This window comes from Caulobacter henricii (assembly GCF_001414055.1).
Taxonomy (GTDB): Bacteria; Pseudomonadota; Alphaproteobacteria; order Caulobacterales; family Caulobacteraceae; genus Caulobacter; species Caulobacter henricii.
Map to the genome: position 1 here is coordinate 73225 of NZ_CP013002.1, position 21257 is coordinate 94481.

The window sequence follows — 21257 nt, forward strand, 5'->3', positions numbered from 1 at the left end:
TCCCGGCGACCCGAAGGGCGGCGAAGCCAACGCCGGGATCCAGATGCAAGATCGCCCGCGTTCCTCAAGGGATCGCGGGCGTCTTTGCATGCGCCTCACAGCTCTACGATCTGGGCCCCGGCCTTCGCCGGGGAGAGCGGAGTTTGGTTCGGTTACTTCCAGGCGCCGTAGGGATCGACCGACGGCTTGCCGAGCGCCTGGGCGACGGCCGGGTGGGTCAGCTGGCCGTTCAGCACATTGAGACCGCGCGCCAGGTGGGCGTTGGTCTTCAGGGCGTCGAGGCCGTGGTCGGCCAGGGCCAGGCCGAAGGGCAGGGTGGCATTGCCCAGGGCTTCGGACGAGGTCCGCGGCGCGGCGCCCGGCATGTTGGCCACGCAATAGTGGACGACGCCGTCGACCGTATAGGTCGGCTCGGCATGGGTGGTCGGCTTGCTGGTTTCGAAACAGCCGCCCTGGTCGATCGAGACGTCGACCAGCACCGAGCCCGGCTTCATCTGCTTGAGGTGCTCGCGACGCACCAGCTTGGGCGCGGCGGCACCGGCGGTCAGCACGGCGCCGATGATCACGTCGGCCTTGAGGATCTCTTCTTCCACGGCCGCGAAGGTCGAATAGCGGGTCAGGATGCGGCCCTGATAGAGGTCGTCCAGCTCGCGCATGCGCGGGATCGAGCGTTCCAGCACCACGACCTCGGCACCGAGGCCGGCGGCCATGCGCGCGGCGTTGGAGCCGACCACGCCGCCGCCTAGCACGGCCACGCGGGCCGGGGGCACGCCGGGCACGCCGCAGAGCAGCAGGCCCATGCCGCCATTGTGCTTGAGCAGGGTTTCGGCCGCCGAGAACACGGCGATCCGGCCGGCCACTTCCGACATCGGGGCCAGCAGGGGCAGGCCGCCGCGGGCGTCGGTGACGGTCTCATAGGCGATGGCCGCGCAGCCGCTGTTCAGCAGGCCTTCGGTCTGGGCCGGATCGGGTGCCAGGTGCAGATAGGTGAAGAGGATGTGGCGCGGCTCGAGCTTTTCCCACTCGACCTTCTGGGGTTCCTTGACCTTGATGATCATGTCGGCCCCGGCGAACACCGCTGCGGCGTCGGCGGCGAGGGTCGCCCCGGCCTTCAGATAGGCGTCGTCCGCATAGCCGGCCCCGAGGCCGGCCCCGGTCTGGACCAGGACGCTGTGACCATGGCCGACATATTCCCGAACGGCCGTGGGGGTCAGGCCGACCCGATGCTCGCCCGGTTTGATCTCTGAAGGGACGCCAACGCGCATGATGATTTCCTCCTAAAGGATTTTGACGCCAATTTACGCCTCTTGGCCTGCAGGTTTCTTGGGGATTTCATGCGGTGAGAACTATGATATGCAGGAATCCTGCGTCAGATGGGTGAAACATGAAGAAACCCGCCGTCGAACTCGACAGCTTTGACCGGAAGCTCCTGACTCTGCTGCAGCGGCGGGGGCGGGCCAGCTATGTGGACATGGCCGAGGCCGTGAACCTGTCGGAGTCGGCCTGCCTGCGCCGGGTGCGGGCCCTCGAGGAGGCCGGGGTCATCGGTCGCTATGCCGCCGTGATCGACGAGCGGGCCGTGGGCCTGCCGCTCAGTGTCTTCGTCACCGTCACCCTGTCGTCCCAGGCCGAGGCGACGCTCAGCGCCTTCGAGAAGGCCATCGCCAATGTGCGCGAGGTGGCCGAGTGCTATCTGATGACCGGCGGCTCGGACTATCTGCTGCGCCTGGTGGTCAGTGACGTCGATGACCTGGAGCGGGTTCACGCCCAGGAGCTGACCCGCATCCCCGGTGTGGTCCGGGTCAGTTCCAGTATTGCCCTGCGGGCCGTGGTAAAGCGCGCCGAATTGCCGCTGTGAAAGCCGTGCAAAAACCTACTGTCGGTTAACCTTGTCTCTTTAAGCCCTTGGTCCACTGACAACCCGCGTCGGGGGACGAGATGGTTTCGAGAAGACTTTTGCTGGGCGTTCTGGCGTCCGGACTGGCCGGAACACCGCTGGCCGCCCTGGCCGAGGGCGACGATCATCACGCGCCCGCGCCGCGCAAGCCCGCGCCCCGACCGCGTCCGGCCGCCGCCCAGGCCTATGCCGCGCCCGCGCCGGTCCGCTCGACGGTCGCGGAATATCCCAAGCCGACGCAGACCGAGCCTGAAGAGGTTCTGATCGATCCCAACGAGGCCCTGGGGCGACTGAAGCACGGCAATGCCATCTTCGCCCGCGGCGGTGCCAGCATGGCCCTGCCCAGCTGGGCGCGGATCAACGAGCTTTCCAACGGCCAGAAACCCTTCGCCATCGTCGTGGGCTGTTCCGACAGCCGGGTCCCGCCGGAGCTGGTGTTCGACTGCACCCTGGGCGAGCTGTTCGTGGTCCGCACGGCGGGCTCGACCGTCAGCCGCGAGGGCCTGGGCTCGATCCTCTACGCCGTGGAGCACCTCGGCGCGCCGCTCATCGTCGTGCTCGGCCACACCAAGTGCGGCGCGGTCGGGGCCGCCGTGGATGTCGCCACCAAGCACGCCCATCTGCATGGGGCCCTGTTCGACATGGCCCTGCCGATCCTGCCGGCGGTGATCGAGGCCGAAGAGGCCAAGCCCGCCGACCTGCAGGACGCTGCGATCCGCCAGAACGCCCGCAATATTGCCGAGCGTCTGAAGACCGCCGACGAGGCCTTCAGCAGCCGAATCGCTGCGGGCCGGCTCAAGGTCGTCTCGGCCGTCTACAGCCTGCAGACCGGCCAGGTTGAATTCATGGGCTAGGGCCCCCGTTGACCCGCCCCCCCGCTTCACGTCACATCGCTCGTTGAACGTGGTAAACGGGGGACGAGTGGCATGTCGATGGACGAGACGCCGCCTGCGGGCGGTTCCAAGGATTCGACTCCTGCGTCCCTGGCCCGGCTGATCGAGCGCCTGAAGGCCCGATGGGCCGGCGATGCCCGTCTGCGTCTGGCCGCCATGGTCGGCGGTGCCCTGGTTATCGGCTTCGGCGGCGGCCTGCTGACCGGCAAGGCCGGCGAGCTCGGCTGGTTTGGCGGTTCGAAGAGCGCGGTGGCTTCGGCCCCGGTCAAGGGCGAGGCCTGGTCGCTGTTCGGCAAGCCCCGCTCGGCCAATGCGCCCCGTCGCGGCATTCCCAAGCCTGAAGGCTTCGCGGTCTGGCAGAGCCGGATCGACAGCTCGGGCCAGGATCCGATGGCCTGTGTGCGGATGAGCAAGGCGCTGGATCCATCCAAGCCCTATGCCGACTTCGTGCTGGTCTCGCCGGACATCGGCCGTACCCCCGCCGTGCGGGTCAAGGGCGACGAGCTCTGTGTCGGCGGCGTCGGCTTTACCGATCATCGCGTCACCCTGCTCAAGGGCCTGCCCGGCAAGGGCGGCGAGGTCCTGGCCGCCAATGCCGATGTCGATTTCACCTTCGGCGAGAAGCCGCCCTATGTCGGTTTCGCCGGCGACGGCGTGATCCTGCCGCGCGAAGAGGCCGACGGGGTCGGTATCGAAACGATCAATGTCCAGACCCTGGCCATCGAGGTCTGGCGGGTTTCGGACCGCAATCTGGTGCGCAAGTCGATCAGCGCGCCGGACCCCACCGGCGAGGGCGACTGGGCCGGCGACTATGGCGATGACAGCCCCAATGATGACGGGCGTCGCGTCTGGAAGGGCACGGTCCAGGTCACCGGCCCGGCCGGCCAGAAGGCGACCACGGTCTTCCCGCTCGGCGCGGTACTCAAGGACATGAAGGCGGGCGGCTATGTGATCAAGGCCCGCGACGCCTCGGGCGGGCGCGATCCGGACACCGAAGGCGACACGCCGCCGGCCCAGGCCCGCCGCTGGGTGATGTTCACCGACATGGCCATGATCGCCTATGACGGTTCGGAATCCCTCGATGTGGTGGTCCGCTCCCTGAAGAGCGCCAAGACCCTGTCCGGCGTCCGGGTGGCCCTGGTGGCCCGGGATGGCGAAGACCTGGCCGAAGCCAAGAGCGATGCCGACGGCCGGGTGCGCTTCCTGCGGCCCCTGCTGAACGGCGAAGGGTCTGAACGGGCCAAGATGGTGATGGCCTATGGACCGCTGGGCGATCTGGCGGTGCTGGACCTCGACCGCTCGCCCGTCGACCTGTCCAAACAGGGCGTCGGCGGCCGCGAGGCGACCACGGCCGGTCGTTCTGCCCGTACCGATATCGACGGCTATCTCTATGCCGACCGCGGCATCTATCGACCCGGCGAGACCGTGCACCTGACCGCCATGGTCCGCGACCGCCTGGCCAAGGCGGTCAATGACCGCAAGGGCGAGATCGTCGTCAAGCGACCCTCCGGAGTCGAATTCAAGCGCTATCCCTTCGAGGGTGCCAAGGCCGGCGCGGTCCTGGCCGACATCGCCCTGCCGCGCTCGGCGCCGCGCGGGCGCTGGACCGCCGAGCTGAAGATCGAGGGCATCGAGGCGGCCTCGGGCAGCCTGACCTTCAGTGTCGAGGATTTCGCGTCGCAACGTCTCGCGGTAACGGCGACGGGCCAGGAGTCCCAGCCGCTCGGCGTGGGTGAGACCCGCAAGGTCGATGTCTCGGCCCGCTTCCTCTATGGCGCGCCCGGCGCCGGACTGCAGACCCAGGGCGAGGCCCGCCTGCGGGCCGATGCCGACCCCTTCCCCGCCTATAAGGACTATGTCTGGGGCGACGCCGACAAGCCGTTCGAGGAGAAGTTCCTTGAGCTGGGCACGACGGTCACCGACGGCGAGGGCCGGGCGGTGCTGTCCGTCGCCAGCGACGTGGCCGGCGACACGGCCCAGCCCCTGGTCGCCTCTGTCACCACCTCGGTGTTCGAGCCGGGCGGTCGACCCGTGCGCGAGGGCCTGGACCTGAAGGTGCGCGGCAAGCCGCTCTATTTCGGGGTCAAGGTCGACCAGGGTCAGTCCGCCAAGGGTGACCCGCCGATCAGCCTCGACATCATCGCGGTCAATGCCGCCGGCCAGAGGGTCGGGGCGGCCGCCACCTACACCCTGATCAGCGAAAATTGGGACTATGACTGGTTCCAGCAGGACGGCCGCTGGCAGTGGCGGCGCACCAGCCGCGACGCAGTGGTGGCCAAGGCCACGGTCAATATCGGGTCCGGGGCTCCGGCTCGCTTCACCCGCCGCCTCGGCTGGGGCGACTATCGCCTCGTGGTCGAGGGCGGCGACGGCTCGCGCACGGTCACCCGCTTTGCCGCCGGCTGGGGCTCCCCCGCCAAGGACGCCGAGGCCCCCGACTTCGTGCGGGTCAGCGCCGGTGCCAAGGCCTATGTCCAGGGCGATACGGTCGAGATCACCCTGAAGCCGCCCTATGCCGGTGAAGCCCAGGTGGCGGTCGCCACCGACCGGCTGATCGACCTGAAAACCGTTTCGGTCGGGGCCAATGGCACCACCGTGCGCCTGAAGACCTCGGCCGCCTGGGGCGGCGGGGCCTATGTGATGGTCAGCGTCATCCAGCCGCGCGATCCGGTCGCCTCGCCCAAGCCGCGCCGGGCCCTGGGCCTGGTCTATGTGCCCCTGGACCCCAAGAGCCGCAAACTGACGGTCGATCTGGGGACGCCGGCCAAGATCGACTCCAAGGCCCCGGTCGAGATCCCGGTCTCGGTCAAGGGCCTGGGCCTCGGCCAGAAGGCCCATGTCACCATCGCTGCGGTGGACGAGGGGATTTTGCGCCTGACCCGTCAGGACAGTCCCGACCCGGTGAAATGGTATTTCGGCAAGCGGGCTCTCGGCGTCGACTATCGCGACGACTATGGCCGCCTGCTCGATCCCAATCTGGGCGCGCCGGCCAATGTCAATTTCGGTGCTGACGAGGTCGGTGGCGAAGGCCTGACCGTGACCCCGATCAAGACCGTGGCCCTGTGGTCGGGCGTGGTCGAGACCGGTCTTGACGGCAAGGCGGTGGTTAAGCTGCCGGCTGCCGACTTCAATGGCGAACTGCGGCTGATGGCCGTGGCCTGGACCGACACCGCCGTCGGCTCGGGCTCGCGGCCCCTGACCGTGCGCCAGCCGGTGGTGGCGGACTTGAACCTGCCGCGCTTCCTGGCCCCGGGCGACGAGGCCATGGCCACCCTGGAACTGCACAATGTCGAGGGCAAGCCCGGCGCCTATAGCGCCGAGGCCTTCTCCTCAGGCGGGCTGAAAGTGGCCTTCAAGAAGGTGTTCCAGCTGATCCTCGGCCAAAGGATCGCCGAGAAGATCCCCTTCCTGGCCCCGGACGTCACCGGCATCGGCAAGATCGGCTTCAAGGTGGCCGGTCCCGGCTTTGCGACGTCGAAGGACTATCCGATCCAGACCCGTCTGGGCTGGGGCGATGTGGTTCGTACCACCACCCAGCTGCAGCAGCCGGGCGAGGCCTATACCCCGTCCTATGATCTGATGAGCGGCCTGGCGGCCGGGGATGTGACGCTGCAGGTCAGCTATTCGCCGTTCAAGGGCTTCGACCCGGCGGCGATCGCGGTGGCCCTGCAACGCTATCCCTATGGCTGCACCGAGCAGCTGGTCTCGACGGCCTATCCGCTGCTCTATGCCCAGAGCCTGACCAGTGATCCCAAGCTCAAGCGCACGCCGGCGGCCCTTGCGGGGGCGGTGGGCAAGCTGCTGGATCGCCAGACCCTCGACGGTGCCTTCGGCCTGTGGCGGGTGGGCGACGGCGAGGCTGACGCCTGGCTCGGGGCCTATACCACCGACTTCCTGCTGGAAGCCCGGGCCCAGGGCGTCGCCGTGCCCGACGCGGCGATCGACAAGGCCCTGAACGCCATGCGCCAGATCAGCCGTCCTGACGGCTGGGCCTCGGTCTCCTACCGGATGGAATATCCCGAATGGTGGGCGGCGACGCCCGAACAGTCCAAGTCGGCCACTGAACGCATGCGACGCCGGGCCTCGGCCTATGCCCTCTATGTGATGGCCAAGGGCGGCCGGGGCGATCTGGCCCGTCTGCGCTGGTGGCACGATGTCCAGATGAAGGACGAGGACCAGCCCATGGCCAAGGCCTATGTCGCAGCGGGTCTGGCGCGCATGGGCGACACCGCCCGGGCCCGCTCGGCCATGCGCCAGGCGGTCAAGTCCCTGGGCTATCGGGATGACCAGGACTGGTACCAGAGCCCGCTGCGCGATGTGGCGGGTCTGACGGCCCTGGCGGTCGAGTCCGGTCAGGGCGACATCGCCCGCCAGCTGCAGGGCCGGCTGGAAAATGTGGTCAAGGATCCCGACGCCCTGAACACCCAGGAACAGGCGGCGGTGCTGCATGCGGCCTTTGCCCTGCTGAAGGCGGCGGGTCCGATCTCGATCGACGCCAAGGGGGCCCTGGCCCTGCCGCCGGCCGGGGGTGCGCCGCGCTGGGCGGTGGGCAAGCTGGCCGACAGCCGCTTTATCAATACCGGCAAGGGCGCCCTGTGGCGGACGGTCAGTGTTCGCGGCACGCCCACGGCGGCGCCGGGGGCCTCGGCCAATGGCCTGTTCATCGGCAAGCGCCTGCTGTCGATGACCGGGGCGGCAGTCGATCCGGCCTCCATCCGCCAGGGTGACCGGATCATCGTCCTGGTTTCCGGCCGGTCGATGCAGGCCCGCTCGACCGCCCTGGTGGTCGACGATGCCCTGCCGGCCGGCTTCGAGATCGAGACCACCCTGGGGGCCGATGACGCCCAGAACGGTCCCTACCGGTTCCTCGGCGAGCTCACCGGGGCCGATGTGCAGGAAAGCCGCGATGACCGCTTCATCGCGGCGATGGACCTGGAGGGCAACAAGCCCTTCGCCCTGGCCTATGTGGCCCGGGCGGTGACGCCGGGCGAGTTCTTCCTGCCGGGGGCTGTTGCCAAGGACATGTACCGACCCAGCCTCAATGCGCGGTCGGAGTCCGGCCGGGCCGTGATCGCGCCGGGGCAGTGAGGGTGACGCGCCGTTGCATCTTCCCCCTTCGGGGGAGTAGCGCTGAAAGCGCGGAGGGGGCAAGTCAGCCGGGACTGGCCGTGGAATGACGCCTGCTGACTTGGGCGGCGCTTCCACCACGGCCCCCCTCCGGATGCTGCGCATCCCCCTCCCCCGGAGGGGGACGATGGTGGTGCCGCTCACCCGCCTCCTCGTCGGCTTTCTCGGCCTCCAGGTCGTGCTCGCGACGCTCAGCGCCGTCTTCCCGCCGGACATGACCCGGGCCCGGCAGTCCTCGCCGGTGGCCCTGGACCGCCGCGGGACGTGGCTGCGGGCCCTGCCGGTGGAGGACGGTCGCTGGCGGATCCGGGCGGATCTGGAGCGCACGGACCAGGCCTTCCTGAAGCGCCTGATCGCCGTCGAGGATGGCCGCTTCTATCGCCACCTCGGTGTTGATCCCCTGGCGGTGGTCCGGGCCTTCGGCTCGGCCGTGGTCCATGCCCGCCCGACCTCCGGGGCCTCGACCCTGACCATGCAGACCGCCCGCCTGCTGGAGCCACGTCCGCGCAATCTGGGCTCCAAGCTGATCGAGATGGTCCGGGCCGTGCAGCTGGAGGCCCAGCTGACCAAGCGCCAGACCCTGGCCCTCTATCTGACCCTGACTCCCTATGGCGGTAATCTGGAGGGCGTCCGCGCTGCCAGCCTGGCCTATTTCGGCCAGGAGCCGACCAGCCTGACCGACGGCCAGCAGGCTCTGCTGATCGCCCTGCCGCAGTCCCCGGAGGCCCGCCGGCCCGATCGCCGGCCCGAGGCGGCGCGGATGGCGCGGCGGTCGGTCCTCGACAAGATGGTCCGGGCGGGAGTGCTGACCGAGGCCGCCGCCCTGGAGGCCGAGGCCGAGCCCCTGCCGCGCCGTGCCCCGTTCCCGGCCCTGGCCTGGCATGTGGCGGGGGAAAGGGCCCGCGCCGCGCCCGCCTCCCAGGCCAGCGTGATCACCACCCTGGATGCCGACCTGCAGGCGCGGCTTGAGCCCATGGCCGCCGCCATCGCCGCCTCGCAAGGGGCCGATGCCACTGCCGCGATCCTGGTGGTCGAGATCAAGGGCCGGGCGGTGCGCGCCGCCGTCGGCTCGGCCGGGCGCGAGCGGGCCGGGGGCTGGGTGGACATGACCCGGGCCCTGCGTTCACCCGGCTCGGCCCTGAAGCCCTTCATCTATGCCATGGCCATGGATGACGGGCTTTTGGCCGCCGACACCCAGCTGACCGACAGCGCCACCCGTTTTGCCGACTATCAGCCCGAGAACTTTGACCGCGTGTTCCACGACAAGGTTACGGTGCGCGAAGCCCTGACCCATTCGCTGAACGTCCCGGCCGTGGCCACCCTGGAGCGCCTGGGGCCCGAGGCCTTTGCCGGCCGGATCGAGGCGGCTGGAGCCCATCTGGCGCGGCCGAAGTCGGAGTTGAAGGCGGCGGGTCTGGCCCTGGCCCTGGGCGGGGAGGGGATCACCCTGCGCGACCTGGCCCTGCTCTATGCCGCCCTGGGCGACGGCGGTCTCGCCAAGCCCCTGGCCTGGACCGAGGCGGACGCCAAACTACGGGAAAGGTCCGGCGGGACCCGGCTGGTGCGGCCCGAGGCGGCCCGGCAGATTCTGGACATTCTGCGTGAGGCCCCCGCGCCGCGCGGTCGCGCCCCTTCGGCCCTGACCCGGGGCGGGCCGGCCATGGCCTTCAAGACCGGTACCTCCTACGGCTTTCGCGACGCGGTGGCGGCCGGGGTGGTCGGCGGCTATGCGATCATCGTCTGGACCGGCCGGGCCGATGGCGGCGCGCGCGGCGGCCTGACCGGACGCGACGCGGCCCTGCCCCTGCTGTTCGACGTCGCCGATGTGGTCGGGGCCCCGGCCACGGCGCCGCGGCCGATCGCGCCGAAGTCGGCCCCCCAGGCCCTGCAGACCCTGCGCGCCCAGACCGAAGGCCCGCGCCTGATCTTCCCGCCGGACGGCGCGGCGGTGCAGGTCGAGGCCCTGGGGCCAGGGTCGCGGGGCCTGGTCCTGGCCGCCGGCGGCGAGGACCTGACCTGGTATGTCGAGGGCAAGCCCCTGGCGGCGGACCCGACCAGCGGCCGGGTCGTCTGGCGGCCGGCCGCGCCGGGGTTCTACCGGCTGTCGGTCGTGGACGGGCAGGGCCGCAAGGCGTCGGCGCGGGTGCGGATCAAGGCGGGGTAAACACCCGAAAAACCGGTCTTCGCCGGGGAGAGCGGAAGTTTTAGATCGCCCCGCCGGCCACCCGCTCATAGTCCTCGAGGCAGGTAATCCCGACATTGAGGTCGGTGACCAGGCCGTTGGACAGCGAATAGACCCAGCCATGCACGGACAGGGGCTGGCCGCGCGCCCAGGCGTCATGCACGAAGACGTCGGCGGCCACGTTGCGCACCTGGCGGATGACGTTCAGTTCGCACAGGCGGTTGAGCCTTTCCTTCTGCCCGGGCAGGGCGTCGAGCTCGTGGCGGTGCTCGGCATGGACCTCGCGGATCGGGTGCAGCCAGTGGTCGACCAGGCCGCGCCGCTTGCCGTCGATGGCCGCCGACACGCCGCCGCAGCCATAATGGCCGACGACCATCACGTGCTTGACCTTGATCACGTCGACGGCGAACTGCAGCACGCTGAGATAGTTGGCGTCCTGGGGCGGCGCGAGGTTGGCGACATTGCGGTGGACGAACAGTTCGCCGGGATCCAGGCCGACGATCTCGTTGGCCGGCACGCGGCTGTCGCTGCAGCCGATCCACAGATATTCCGGACTCTGCTGGTTCTCCAGCCGCTTGAAGAACTGCGGATCAACCTCCGTCTTGCCCTTTGACCAGGCAGCGTTGTTGGTCTTGAGGTCTTCAAGCATGACTTGTCCTTACGCCGGTTGGGCGTCGGGTTGCAGATTGGGATGGGCAGCGGCGATGGCCGGATGCTCCAGGGCCCGGGCCACGGCGGCGCGGATCGCCGGGAAGGGCGTCATGTCCACATGGAAGCGGGCGGCATTATAGACCTGCGGCACAAGGCAACAGTCGGCGAGGCCGGGTGCGTCGCCGAAGGCAAAGCCCCGGCCATGGCGGGCCACCATCGGCTCGATGGCCGCAAAGCCGTCGGTGATCCAGCGCTGGGCCCAGGCGTCGCGGCCGTCCTGGTCGACGCCCAGACCGGTAAGGGCGCGCAGGATGCGCAGATTGTTCACCGGATGGATGTCGCAGGCGACGATCTCGGCCATGGCCCGCACCGTGGCGCGATCGAACGGATCGGCCGGCAGGAGCGGTGCGCCTGGGACCGCCTCGTCCAGCCATTCCAGGATCGCCAGGCTCTGGGTCAGGCGACGGCCTTCTTCTCCAGGCAGGTCTACCTCAAGGGTCGGGACCAGGGCCTGGGCGTTGAGGGCGCGATAGGCCTCGCCCTGGTGCTGGCTCGACACCAGGTCCACGGGCTGAACGCCATAGTCCAGGCCCTTGAGATTGAGGCCGATCCGGACGCGGTAGGGGGCGCTGGCCCGCCAGGCGCTGTGCAGGGTGAGCTTCATGTCGCGATCCTAGGCCAGGGTGAAGGACAGTTTGCCGACGCCCTCGACCTCGCCCTCGACCCGGTCGCCGCGGGCGATGGCGCCGACGCCCTCGGGGGTGCCGGTAAAGACCAGGTCGCCGGCCTCCAGCCGCCACAGCTGGCTGGCCTTGGCCAGGACCTCGGCGACGTTCCAGATCATGTCGGCGATCTCGCCGCGCTGCTTTTCCACGCCATTGACCGACAGGGTGATCGCACCCTCCGGCGGCAGGCCGGACATCGGGCGGATGGCACTGATCGGGGCGCTGGCATCAAAGGCCTTGCCGGATTCCCAGGGGTGGCCCTTGGCCTTGGCGGCGTTCTGCAGGTCGCGCCGGGTCAGGTCGACGCCGACGGCATAGCCGAACACCAGCTCCAGGGCCTGGTCCGGCGTCAGGTTCTCGCCGCCGCCCTTGAGCGCCGCGACCAGCTCGATCTCGTGGTGCAGGTCGCTGGTCGCCGACGGATAGGGCACGCTGGCCGGCAGGGGCAGGATGGCGTCGGCCGGCTTGGCGAAAAAGAACGGCGGATCCCGCGTATCGGCCCCCATTTCGCGGGCATGGGCCGCATAGTTGCGGCCGACGCAGAGGATGCGACGCACCGGAAACAGGGCGGACGATCCCTCAACCGGGACCACGGGCAGGGCGGGCGGGGGAAAGATGTATGTCGTCATGGGGCCTGATTAGCGCCAAACCGCCGGCATCAAAAGCATCCTGTCCCGCCCGGGGCCTGTCAGGCCCTATCTGGCTGCGCCGACCACTTAAACGTTCTTTCACTTGCCCCGGCCCGCGCCGTCGAGTCATGAGAGTGTGGGGAAAATAGGGCGTCTTTCCATGCGGGGGCTGTGAGCGCGCGAATGTTGATCATCGAGAACCTGACACACGTCTATGGCAACGGCGTTCGCGCCCTGGACGAGGTCAGCCTGACCATACCGCGCGGCATGTATGGCCTGCTGGGGCCCAACGGCGCGGGCAAGTCGACCCTGATGCGCACCATCGCCACCCTGCAGGCCCCGACCTCGGGCCATATCCGCTTCGGCGACATCGACGTGCTGAAAACGCCGGAGCTCCTGCGCCGCACCCTGGGCTATCTGCCGCAGGATTTCGGGGTCTATCCGCGGGTCTCGGCCTACGACATGCTCGACCACATGGCGGTGCTCAAGGGCATCAGCGGCGCGAAGGAGCGCAAGGAAACCGTCGAGAGCCTGCTCAACCAGGTCAATCTCTGGGGCGTGCGCAAGAAGGCCCTGGCCGGGTTCTCGGGCGGCATGCGCCAGCGCTTCGGCATCGCCCAGGCCCTGATCGGCGATCCGCGCCTGATCATTGTCGACGAACCCACCGCCGGCCTCGACCCGGAAGAGCGCAACCGCTTCCTGAACCTGCTGGCCGAGATCGGCGAGAACGTGGTGGTGATTCTCTCCACCCACATCGTCGAGGACGTCTCCGACCTCTGTCCGGCCATGGCGATCATCTGCGATGGCCGTATCGTCAAGCAGGGCGCGCCCAATGACCTGGTCACCCAGCTGGCCGGCCGGGTCTGGCGCAAGACCATCGACAAGACCGAACTCGAAGCGGCCAAGGCGACCTATCAGGTCATCTCCACCCGCCTGCTGGGCGGCCGCACGGTGATCCATATCCTGGCCGACAGCGATCCGGGCGCCGGCTTCACGGCGGTCGAGGGCGGCCTTGAGGACGTCTATTTCTCGACCCTGTCCACCACCCGCCGCGCGGCGTAGGAGGACTGGTCGATGTTTGGCAAGATCGCGGGCTTCGAGCTCCGCTACCAGCTGAAGTCGCCCGTCTTCTGGGTGGTGGCGACAGTCTTTTTCCTGCTGACCTTCGGGGCGGCGACGATCGACCAGATCCGCATCGGCGGCGGCGGTCAGATCCACAAGAACGCGCCCTATGCGATCGCCCAGACCCACCTGATCCTGTCGATCTTCTACATGTTCGTCACCACAGCCTTCGTGGCCAATGTGGTGGTCCGCGACGACGAGACCGGGTTCGGACCGATCCTGCGCTCCACCCGGATCGGCAAGTTCGACTATCTGTACGGCCGTTTCACGGGGGCCGTCCTGGCGGCGGCGATCTCGTTCCTGGTCGTGCCCCTGGCGATCTTCATCGGCTCCTTCATGCCCTGGATCGATCCCGAACGGCTGGGTCCGAACCTGCTTGAAGCCTATCTGTTTTCCTATTTCGCCCTGGCCCTGCCCTCGATCCTGCTGACCTCGGCGATCTTCTTCGCCCTGGCCACGGTGACCCGGTCGATGATGTGGACCTATGTCGGCGTGATTGCCTTCATGGTGCTGTGGATCATTGCCGGCATCGCCCTGGATCGGCCGGAGTTTGAAAAGACCGCCGCCCTGTGGGAACCCCTGGGCACGGCGGCCTTTGGCCTGGTCACCAAGTACTGGACCGCTGCCGAGCGCAACAGCCTGACCCCGTCCCTGACCGGGGCCCTGCTGTTCAACCGCCTCCTGGCCCTGGCCCTGTCGGCGGCCTTCCTGTCGGCGGCCTACTGGCTGTTCAAGATCCAGGCGGCCGAGCTGGCCGGCGATCGCAAGGTCAAGGCCCACAAGGGGCCGGCACCGATCGAGGTCCTGCCGGCGACCCTGAGTGGCCCGGTCATTCCACGCTATGATCGCCGGACCGCCTGGGCCCAGCTCGTGGTCCGCACCCGCCTGGACATGGGCCAGGTGTTCAAGAGCCCGGCCTATTTCGTGCTGCTGGCCCTGGGCCTGGCCAATGCCATGGGCTCGCTGTGGTTCGCCACCGAGGCCGGGCGCTATGGCGGCGAGATCTATCCGCTGACCCGCGTGCTGCTGATGCCGCTGATGGGGTCGTTCGGCCTGATCCCGATGATCATCGCCATCTATTATTCCGGCGAGCTGGTCTGGCGCGAACGCGAACGCAAGACCCACGAGATCATCGATGCCACCCCGGTGCCGGACTGGGCCTTTGTCGCGCCCAAGACCCTGGCCATTGCCCTGGTGCTGATCTCCACCCTGCTGGTCAGCGTGCTGGCGGCGATCCTGAGCCAGCTGGCCCACGGCTATACCCACCTGGAGCTGGGCAAGTACCTGCTCTGGTACATCCTGCCGCAATCGGTGGACTGGATCCTGCTGGCGGTTCTGGCGGTGTTCCTGCAGGCGATCAGCCCGCACAAGTTCATCGGCTGGGGCCTGATGGTGATCTATCTGGTCGCCACCATCACCCTCTCGAACCTGGGATTCGAGCACAAGCTCTACAATTTCGGCTCGGTCACCGACACGCCCTTCTCCGACATGAACGGCCAGGGCCAGTTCTGGATCGGGGCCTGGTGGCTGCGGCTGTACTGGACGGCCTTCTCGGTCGTGCTGCTGGTTCTGTCCTATGGTCTGTGGCGTCGCGGAACCGAGAGCCGCCTGTGGCCCCGCCTGATGCGTCTGCCGAGCCGCATGACCGGCAAGGCCGGCGCGACACTGGCCCTGGCCCTGACGGTGTTCGTCGGAACCGGCCTGTTCATCTACGTCAACACCAATGTCTGGAACACCTACCGGACCAATATCGACAACGAGAAATGGCAGGCTGACTACGAAAAGACCCTGCTGCCGTTCGAGACCCTGCCCCAGCCCAAGATTGTGTCGATGATGCTGGACGTCGACCTCTATCCGGGCGAGCCGCGCGTCGACACCAAGGGCTCCTATGTCCTGGAAAACCGCACCGGCGCGCCCCTGAAGGAAATCCATGTCCGGTTCGACCGCGACCTGACGGTCAAGGGCCTGTCGATTGAGGGGGCCCGGCCCAAGAAGACCTATGACCGGTTCAACTATCGGATCTTCGCCTTCGACACGCCGATGGTGCCGGGCGAGCGGCGCAAGATGAGCTTCATCACCCAGCGCGCCCAGAAGGGCTTTCCCAACAGTGGCGCGGAATCGCGGGTGGTCGCCAACGGCACCTTCCTGAACAATATGGAGATCGCGCCGATCCTGGGCATGTCGCGCGACGGCCTGCTGACCGATCGGGCCAAGCGCCGCAAATACGGCCTGCCCGCCGAGCGCCGTGTGGCCAAGCTGGGCGATGTCACGTCGCGGCAGTTCAATGGTCTGCGCAAGGACTCCGACTGGGTGTCGTCCGACATCACCGTCACCACGGTCAGCGACCAGACGCCGATCGCGCCGGGCTACAAGGTCTCCGACCAGGTCAGGGGTGATCGTCGCGTGGCCCGCTTCGTCACCGAGGCCCCGATCCAGAACTTCATCTCGATCCAGTCGGCCCGCTACAGGATCGCCAGCGAGACCTACAAGGGCGTCGATCTGGCGGTCTATTATGATCCGCAGCACCCCTGGAACATCGACCGCATGAAGACGGCGATGAAGGCCTCGCTGGACTATATGGGCACCGAGTTCAGCCCCTATCAGTTCCGCCAGCTGCGCTTCCAGGAGTTCCCCGACTACGCCCAGTTCGCCCAGTCGTTCGCCAACACCATTCCGTGGTCCGAAGGCCTGTTCTTCATCTCTAACTACAAGGATCCGGAGAAGATCGACATGGTCACCTATGTCGGGGCCCACGAGATCGGCCACCAGTGGTGGGCTCACCAGGTGATCGGTGCCGACCAGCAGGGCGGGGCCATGCTGTCGGAGACCTTCGCCCAGTATTCGGCCCTGATGGTCATGAAGCGGACCTATGGCGAGAGCCAGATTCGCAAGTTCCTGAAGTTCGAGCTCGACAGCTATCTGCGCGCCCGCGGCGGCGATCCTCTGGAGGAGCAGCCGCTCTACAAGGTCGAGGCCCAGCCCTATATCTATTATCGCAAGGGCTCGCTGGTCATGTACCGGCTGCAGAGCGAGATCGGCGAAGCGGCGGTCAACCGGGCCCTGCGCCGGCTGATCGCCCAGTACGGGTTCAAGGGCGCGCCCTATCCCAACACCCTGGACTTCATGACGGCGATCCGGGCCGAGGCTCCGGCCGACAAACAGGCCCTGATCACCGACCTGTTCGAGAAGATCACCCTCTATGACCTGAAGACCAAGGCCGCGACCGAGAAGAAGCGCGCCGATGGCCGCTTTGACGTGACCCTGACGGTCGAGGCCAAGAAGCTCTATGCCGACGGCAAGGGCAAGGAGACCGAAAGCCCCCTGAACGAGACCATGGACATCGGCCTGTTCACGGCCGAGCCGGGCAAGAAGGACTTCAAGGCCGACAAGGTCGTGCTTTATCAGCGTCGGATGATCCGTTCGGGGACCCAGACCCTGACCTTCACGGTCGACAAGGCCCCGAAATGGGCCGGCGTCGATCCCTACAATACGATCATCGACCGCAACGGGGACGACAACACCCTGAAGGTCGACGGATGAGTGAGGGTGGGCTGAAGCTCGACGCGGCGGCGTTCAACGCCTTCCTGAGGGGGGCTTTCCCCGAGGGCGAGGCGGACGCCTTTCCGACCGTGGTGGAGGTGGCCGAAGGCCGCGTCCTGATGCGCCAGCCCTTTGCGACCCGGCAGTTGCGGCCCGGCGGCGTGATCTCCGGCCCGACCCTGATGGCCCTGGCCGACACCGCCGCCTATGCGGTGATCCTGACCCATATCGGCGAGGTGCCGCTGGCGGTGACGACCTCGCTGACGATCCATTTTCTGAGGGGCTGCAAGCCGGGCGACCTCTATGCCGAGGCCACCCTGCTCAAGCTCGGCCGCCGCATCGCGACGGCCGATATCCTGATGTGGACGGAATCGCGCGAGCGCGCCGCCGCCAAGGCGACGGTGGCCTACGCCATTCCCTAGAGGCCCTGACTAGTTCACGAAGCCGTTCTTCAGGCCCTCGGCCTTGTTCAGGTGTTCCTGAATGGTCGGGGCGGTCTCGGCGGCGAAGGTCTTGATGACCGGGGTATCGCCGTCCTGGGCGTAGCGCTGCAGCAGGTTCAGCATCGCCTGGTGCGCATCGACCTGGCTGTCGGCATATTTCTTGTCGAAGTCGTCATTGCCGGCCTTGGTCAGGGCGTCGAGGTCATCCTGCATGTCCTTGGTCAGGGCCATCGGCAGGGTGATCGCTGCGCCCGAGGCGGCAATGGCGACCTTCAGGGCCTCGGCGGTCTTGCCGTGAGCCGTCTCCATTGACCTGGCGAAGGCCTTGACCTGGGCATTGGTCGAGCGCGAGGCGGCCAGCCTGGCGGCTTCTATCTCGAACAGGTTCAGGTCAGCAGCCTTCAGGGCGAAGACCGCGGCCTTGGTCTCGTCGGCCAGGGTCGGGACCGTGGCGACCGGGTTGGCATCCGGGGTGGCGGCCTGTTCCGACGGCGTTGCGGCACCCTTGGATTCGGTGGCCTTGGGACCGCAGGCGGTCAGGCTGAGGGCGGCGATGGCAGTACCGATGAGGAGGAGATGGCGGGTCATGACTGTCTTTCCCTGCGCGTTTTTTCTAGAGGTTGAAGTCCGGCAGGCGTCGCGCGACGCCTCTGGAGGGAAGAACATCACAGGGCCGTGATCGGTTCCGTACGCGCGAGGGAAGTTCGGCATGGCACAGTCACCGCTGACAGGGCTGCGGGTCATCGAGATGGGCTCGCTGATCGCGGGTCCGTTCTGCGGCCAGATCCTCGGGGACTTCGGGGCCGAGGTGATCAAGCTCGAGGATCCCAGGGCCGGTGATCCCATGCGGCAGTGGGGCCGCAGCAAGCCCCAGGGGCTGTCGCCCTGGTGGCCGGTGATCGGCCGCAACAAGAAGTCGGTCACCGTCGATCTGCGCACGGACGAAGGCCGCGACCTCGCCCGGGCCCTGATCGCCAAGGCCGATGTCGTGGTTGAAAACTTCCGCCCCGGCACGCTGGAGGCCTGGGGCATGGGCTATGAGGCCCTGTCGGCGGAGCATCCGGGCCTGGTCATGGCGCGGGTGTCGGGCTTTGGCCAGACCGGGCCCTATTCGCACCGGGCCGGCTATGCCCTGGTCGGCGAGGCCATGGGCGGCTTGCGCCACATCACCGGCGAGCCGGACCGCAACCCGGCCCGGGCCGGGATCTCGATCGGCGACAGCCTGTCGGGCCTGAATGCCGCCCTCGGGGTGATGATGGCCCTGCATTCGCGCGACCGCACCGGCCGGGGCCAGGTGGTCGATGCGGCCATCTATGAGAGCGTGCTGACGGTGATGGAGAACCTGATCACCGAATATGACCTGACCGGCTATGTCCGCGAACGTTCTGGGGCCGTGCTGCCCGGCATTGCGCCCTCGAACGTCTATCCCACCCGGAGCGGCGAGTTGATCCTGATCGGAGCCAACCAGGACACCCTGTTCCGGCGGCTTTGCGATCTGATGGGCCGGCCGGACCTGGCCGATGACGTGCGCTACAAGGATCACGCGGCGCGGGGTGCCCATCAGGGCGAGCTGGACGCCCGGATCGCCGCCTGGACGGCCGATCAGGAGATCGAGACCCTGCTGCCGCGTCTGGAGGAGGCGGGCATCGCCACCGGCCGGATCTATCGCGCGCCGGAGATGCTGGCCGATCCGCATTTCGCGGCCCGCGAGTCCATTGTCACCGTGCCGCATCCGGTCTTCGGCCAGGTGAAGATGCAGAACGCCTTTCCGCGCCTGTCGGAAACCCCGGGCGCGGTGCGCTGGACGGCCCCGACCCTCGGCGAGCACACCGATGCCGTCCTCAGAGAGGTGGCGGGACTGAGCGCCGACGCCATCGCCGGCCTGCGGGCGCGGAAAGTGCTTTGAAGGGGTAGAGCCGTCTGACCGCGGCTTCAAAAATCTCCGCTCTCCCCGGCGAAGGCCGGGGCCCAGGTTCAGCCTGAGCCTTTGGAGTGGATGCGCCATCGACCTCGTCAGGGTCGACAGCCTGTCTGGGTTCGATCTGGGTCCCGGCCTTCGCCGGGAAGAGCGGAATCAAAAGGCCCTAGTGCCGCCCGGTCACGTCGGCGATGGCCCGGGCGATCTGGTGCACATTGTAGGGCTTGCGGACGATCGGCGCGTCAAAGCCCATCGGGGCGGCCTTGTCGGCATAGCCGGTGGCGAACACGAACGGGCGGCCCTCGCGGCGCAGGATCTCGGCCACCGGCGCGACGGACTGGCCATTGAGGTCGGCGTCGAGCACCGCGACGTCGAAGTCCTGGTCGAGCATCGACAGGGCCTCGCCCAGTTCGGCCGCGCAACCGACCACCACCACCCCGGCATCTTCCAGCCCGGCTTCCAGTTCGAGGGCCAGGAGCAGGGAGTCCTCGACGATCAGAACCTTAAGGCCGGAAATGGCACCCGGCCGGATGTTTTCATCGGCGGCGATCAGGGTCTCGACGATCCGCTCGGGCGCGGCGGCCTTTTCCGGCTCCGGCGGCGGGCCGCTGGCCAGGGCCTCGGGCGCGGCCTGGATCAGGGCGCTGACCCCGCTGCGGCGATAGTCGATCCGGGCGCTGCCGCCCAGTTCACGGCCCACCACGTCCTCGACCAGGGTCGCGCCAAAGCCGCGACTGACCGGCTCGCTGGCGGGCGGGCCACCGCTTTCCAGCCATTCGAGGGCAAAGCCGCCCTCGGGCGACCGCCGCCAGACCACCTCGACCTTGCCGTTCTCGGTCGACAGGGCCCCGTACTTGACCGCATTGACCGCCAGTTCGTGCAGGGTGAGGGACAGGGCCGAGGCCGCGCGGGGCGTCAGGAACAGTTCGGGCCCGTCCCAGCGGGTCTGGGTCGGGGCCAGGCCGCCCAGCTCGGCGGCGGCGATCCGTGCCAGGGTGGCCCCCCGCCAGCGGGCGGCGCTGAGCAGGTCGTGGGCCGAGCTCATGGATTTCAGCCGGCCGGCAAAGGTCTTGAGGAATACGTCGAGGGACGACGACTTGCGGGCCGAATGGGCAGCCACGGACTGGACGACGGCCAGCAGGTTCTTGATGCGATGGTCCAGCTCGGCCAGCAGGCTCTCGCGCTGCTCGTCCTGCTGCTTGCGGTCGGTAATGTCCTGGATCACGCCGATCAGCCGGGTCGGATCTCCGGCCTCGTCGGCCATCATCACCCCGGCGGCGCGGTTCCATTGCACCCGGCCCTTGTCGTCAGGATTGCGGCGGAACTCGACCTCGTAGCGGCCGCGCTTGCGCAGCTGTTCGTCCACCCCCCGCTGGATCTCGGCCCGGTCGTCGGCATGGACATAGCGGAACAGGGCCTGGCCGTCCTCGGCGGGAATCACGCCGACGGGCAGGTTGGCGATCTTGGCCAGGCGCGGACTGATCCGGTAGATGTCGAGGGTGCGGTCCCATTCGAACTCGCCCAGGCTGGCCGCGCCAATGGCCAGGGCCAGACGTTCGGTGTCGAGCGAGCGAAGGCCGGTCGATGGCGCGATGGGCGGCTCGTGGAGCAGGGCGTCCATGGCCAGCGCCGCCAGATCAGTCAGGGCTTCAAGTGCCTCTGGGCCCGGCTCAGCGCGGGGACAGGCGTCCTCAACAGCCAGATAGCCCACGACGGGGCCGTCGGGATGGATCAGCGGCGCGCAGGCGAAGAACCCGCCAGGGCCATGGCCTAGACCGAGGGCAGCCAGGCCGGCGTCTGCGCCGACCATCTGGCCGAACAGGGGTTCGCGCCGGGCGATGAGCCGGTCGGCCGCCGAGCCGGCCCGCGGTCGAACGCTGTCGTGACCGCCGCCATAACTGGCCTTGCAATGCAGCTGGGTGCCGCCGATCAGCCACAGGCTGGCGCGCGGGACATGCAAACGGCCCGCCGCCAGTCGCATCAGGCGCGTGAAACGCGGATCGTCGCCGGGACGCTCAAAGGCCTTCAGCGCCTGGGTGGCGCGAAGCCTGCCGGCTTCCCTGTCGGCATCGGTTGTGGAACGGGCGTCGTCCATGCTTCGACCATAGACCGGCTTCGCGTCAGACGCGA

Annotated in this window: 14 protein-coding genes; 8 read left to right on the forward strand and 6 right to left on the reverse strand. The window is 68.2% G+C overall.

Annotated elements, in window-relative coordinates; translation table 11 throughout:
* Nucleotides 1-152: 152 nt before the first annotated feature.
* Nucleotides 153-1265, reverse strand: a complete 1113-nt coding sequence (ald, locus tag AQ619_RS00335; protein WP_062142670.1) for an alanine dehydrogenase — start codon at nucleotides 1263-1265, stop codon at nucleotides 153-155.
* A 119-nt stretch (nucleotides 1266-1384) separates the two neighbouring features.
* Between ald and AQ619_RS00340 the strand changes: the two genes are divergently transcribed.
* The 4 genes from AQ619_RS00340 (at nucleotide 1385) to pbpC (ending at nucleotide 10081) form a co-directional block, all read left to right on the forward strand.
* On the forward strand, nucleotides 1385-1858 hold the full coding sequence (locus tag AQ619_RS00340) for an Lrp/AsnC family transcriptional regulator (protein ID WP_062142673.1): 474 nt from the start codon (nucleotides 1385-1387) through the stop codon (nucleotides 1856-1858).
* A gap of 80 nt (nucleotides 1859-1938) precedes the next feature.
* On the forward strand, nucleotides 1939-2751 hold the full coding sequence (locus AQ619_RS00345) for a carbonic anhydrase (protein WP_062142677.1): 813 nt from the start codon (nucleotides 1939-1941) through the stop codon (nucleotides 2749-2751).
* A gap of 195 nt (nucleotides 2752-2946) precedes the next feature.
* Nucleotides 2947-7878: an alpha-2-macroglobulin family protein gene (locus AQ619_RS00350; protein WP_378109258.1), complete on the forward strand. Its 4932-nt coding sequence runs from the start codon at nucleotides 2947-2949 to the stop codon at nucleotides 7876-7878.
* A gap of 166 nt (nucleotides 7879-8044) precedes the next feature.
* Nucleotides 8045-10081: a penicillin-binding protein 1C gene (gene pbpC / locus AQ619_RS00355; RefSeq protein WP_378109209.1), complete on the forward strand. Its 2037-nt coding sequence runs from the start codon at nucleotides 8045-8047 to the stop codon at nucleotides 10079-10081.
* Between the two features lie 40 nt (nucleotides 10082-10121).
* On the opposite strand, the gene AQ619_RS00360 is transcribed toward pbpC, so the two are convergent.
* The 3 genes from AQ619_RS00360 to AQ619_RS00370 are packed head-to-tail and all read right to left on the reverse strand — an operon-like array spanning nucleotide 10122 to nucleotide 12104.
* Complete coding sequence (locus tag AQ619_RS00360; protein ID WP_062142682.1) at nucleotides 10122-10748, reverse strand: carbonic anhydrase; 627 nt, start codon at nucleotides 10746-10748, stop codon at nucleotides 10122-10124.
* Between the two features lie 9 nt (nucleotides 10749-10757).
* Nucleotides 10758-11414: a maleylacetoacetate isomerase gene (gene maiA, locus AQ619_RS00365; protein ID WP_062142685.1), complete on the reverse strand. Its 657-nt coding sequence runs from the start codon at nucleotides 11412-11414 to the stop codon at nucleotides 10758-10760.
* Between the two features lie 9 nt (nucleotides 11415-11423).
* Nucleotides 11424-12104, reverse strand: a complete 681-nt coding sequence (locus tag AQ619_RS00370; protein ID WP_062142688.1) for a fumarylacetoacetate hydrolase family protein — start codon at nucleotides 12102-12104, stop codon at nucleotides 11424-11426.
* 183 nt (nucleotides 12105-12287) lie between these two features.
* On the opposite strand from AQ619_RS00370, the gene AQ619_RS00375 reads away from it, so the two are divergent.
* Genes AQ619_RS00375 through AQ619_RS00385 form a run of 3 tightly spaced genes read left to right on the forward strand, consistent with a single transcriptional unit; the run spans nucleotide 12288 to nucleotide 17188 of the window.
* Complete coding sequence (locus AQ619_RS00375) at nucleotides 12288-13166, forward strand: ABC transporter ATP-binding protein (RefSeq protein WP_062142691.1); 879 nt, start codon at nucleotides 12288-12290, stop codon at nucleotides 13164-13166.
* 12 nt (nucleotides 13167-13178) lie between these two features.
* Nucleotides 13179-16766 (forward strand): ABC transporter permease/M1 family aminopeptidase, encoded by a 3588-nt coding sequence (locus tag AQ619_RS00380; RefSeq protein WP_062142694.1) that lies wholly within the window; start codon nucleotides 13179-13181, stop codon nucleotides 16764-16766.
* Nucleotides 16763-17188 (forward strand): PaaI family thioesterase, encoded by a 426-nt coding sequence (locus tag AQ619_RS00385; protein ID WP_062142697.1) that lies wholly within the window; start codon nucleotides 16763-16765, stop codon nucleotides 17186-17188. The genes AQ619_RS00380 and AQ619_RS00385 overlap by 4 nt, the downstream gene beginning before the upstream one ends.
* 9 nt (nucleotides 17189-17197) lie before the next feature.
* Here the strand turns inward: AQ619_RS00385 and AQ619_RS00390 are convergent, their stop codons facing one another.
* Nucleotides 17198-17797 carry a DUF4142 domain-containing protein gene (locus AQ619_RS00390; protein ID WP_062142700.1) on the reverse strand — a complete coding sequence of 200 codons (600 nt, stop codon included), beginning with the start codon at nucleotides 17795-17797 and terminating at the stop codon, nucleotides 17198-17200.
* A 121-nt stretch (nucleotides 17798-17918) separates the two neighbouring features.
* Between AQ619_RS00390 and AQ619_RS00395 the strand changes: the two genes are divergently transcribed.
* Complete coding sequence (locus AQ619_RS00395; protein ID WP_062142703.1) at nucleotides 17919-19115, forward strand: CaiB/BaiF CoA transferase family protein; 1197 nt, start codon at nucleotides 17919-17921, stop codon at nucleotides 19113-19115.
* 178 nt (nucleotides 19116-19293) lie between these two features.
* Here AQ619_RS00395 and AQ619_RS00400 read toward each other — a convergent pair whose 3' ends face one another.
* On the reverse strand, nucleotides 19294-21222 hold the full coding sequence (locus tag AQ619_RS00400; RefSeq protein ID WP_062142709.1) for an HWE histidine kinase domain-containing protein: 1929 nt from the start codon (nucleotides 21220-21222) through the stop codon (nucleotides 19294-19296).
* Nucleotides 21223-21257 lie beyond the last annotated feature (35 nt).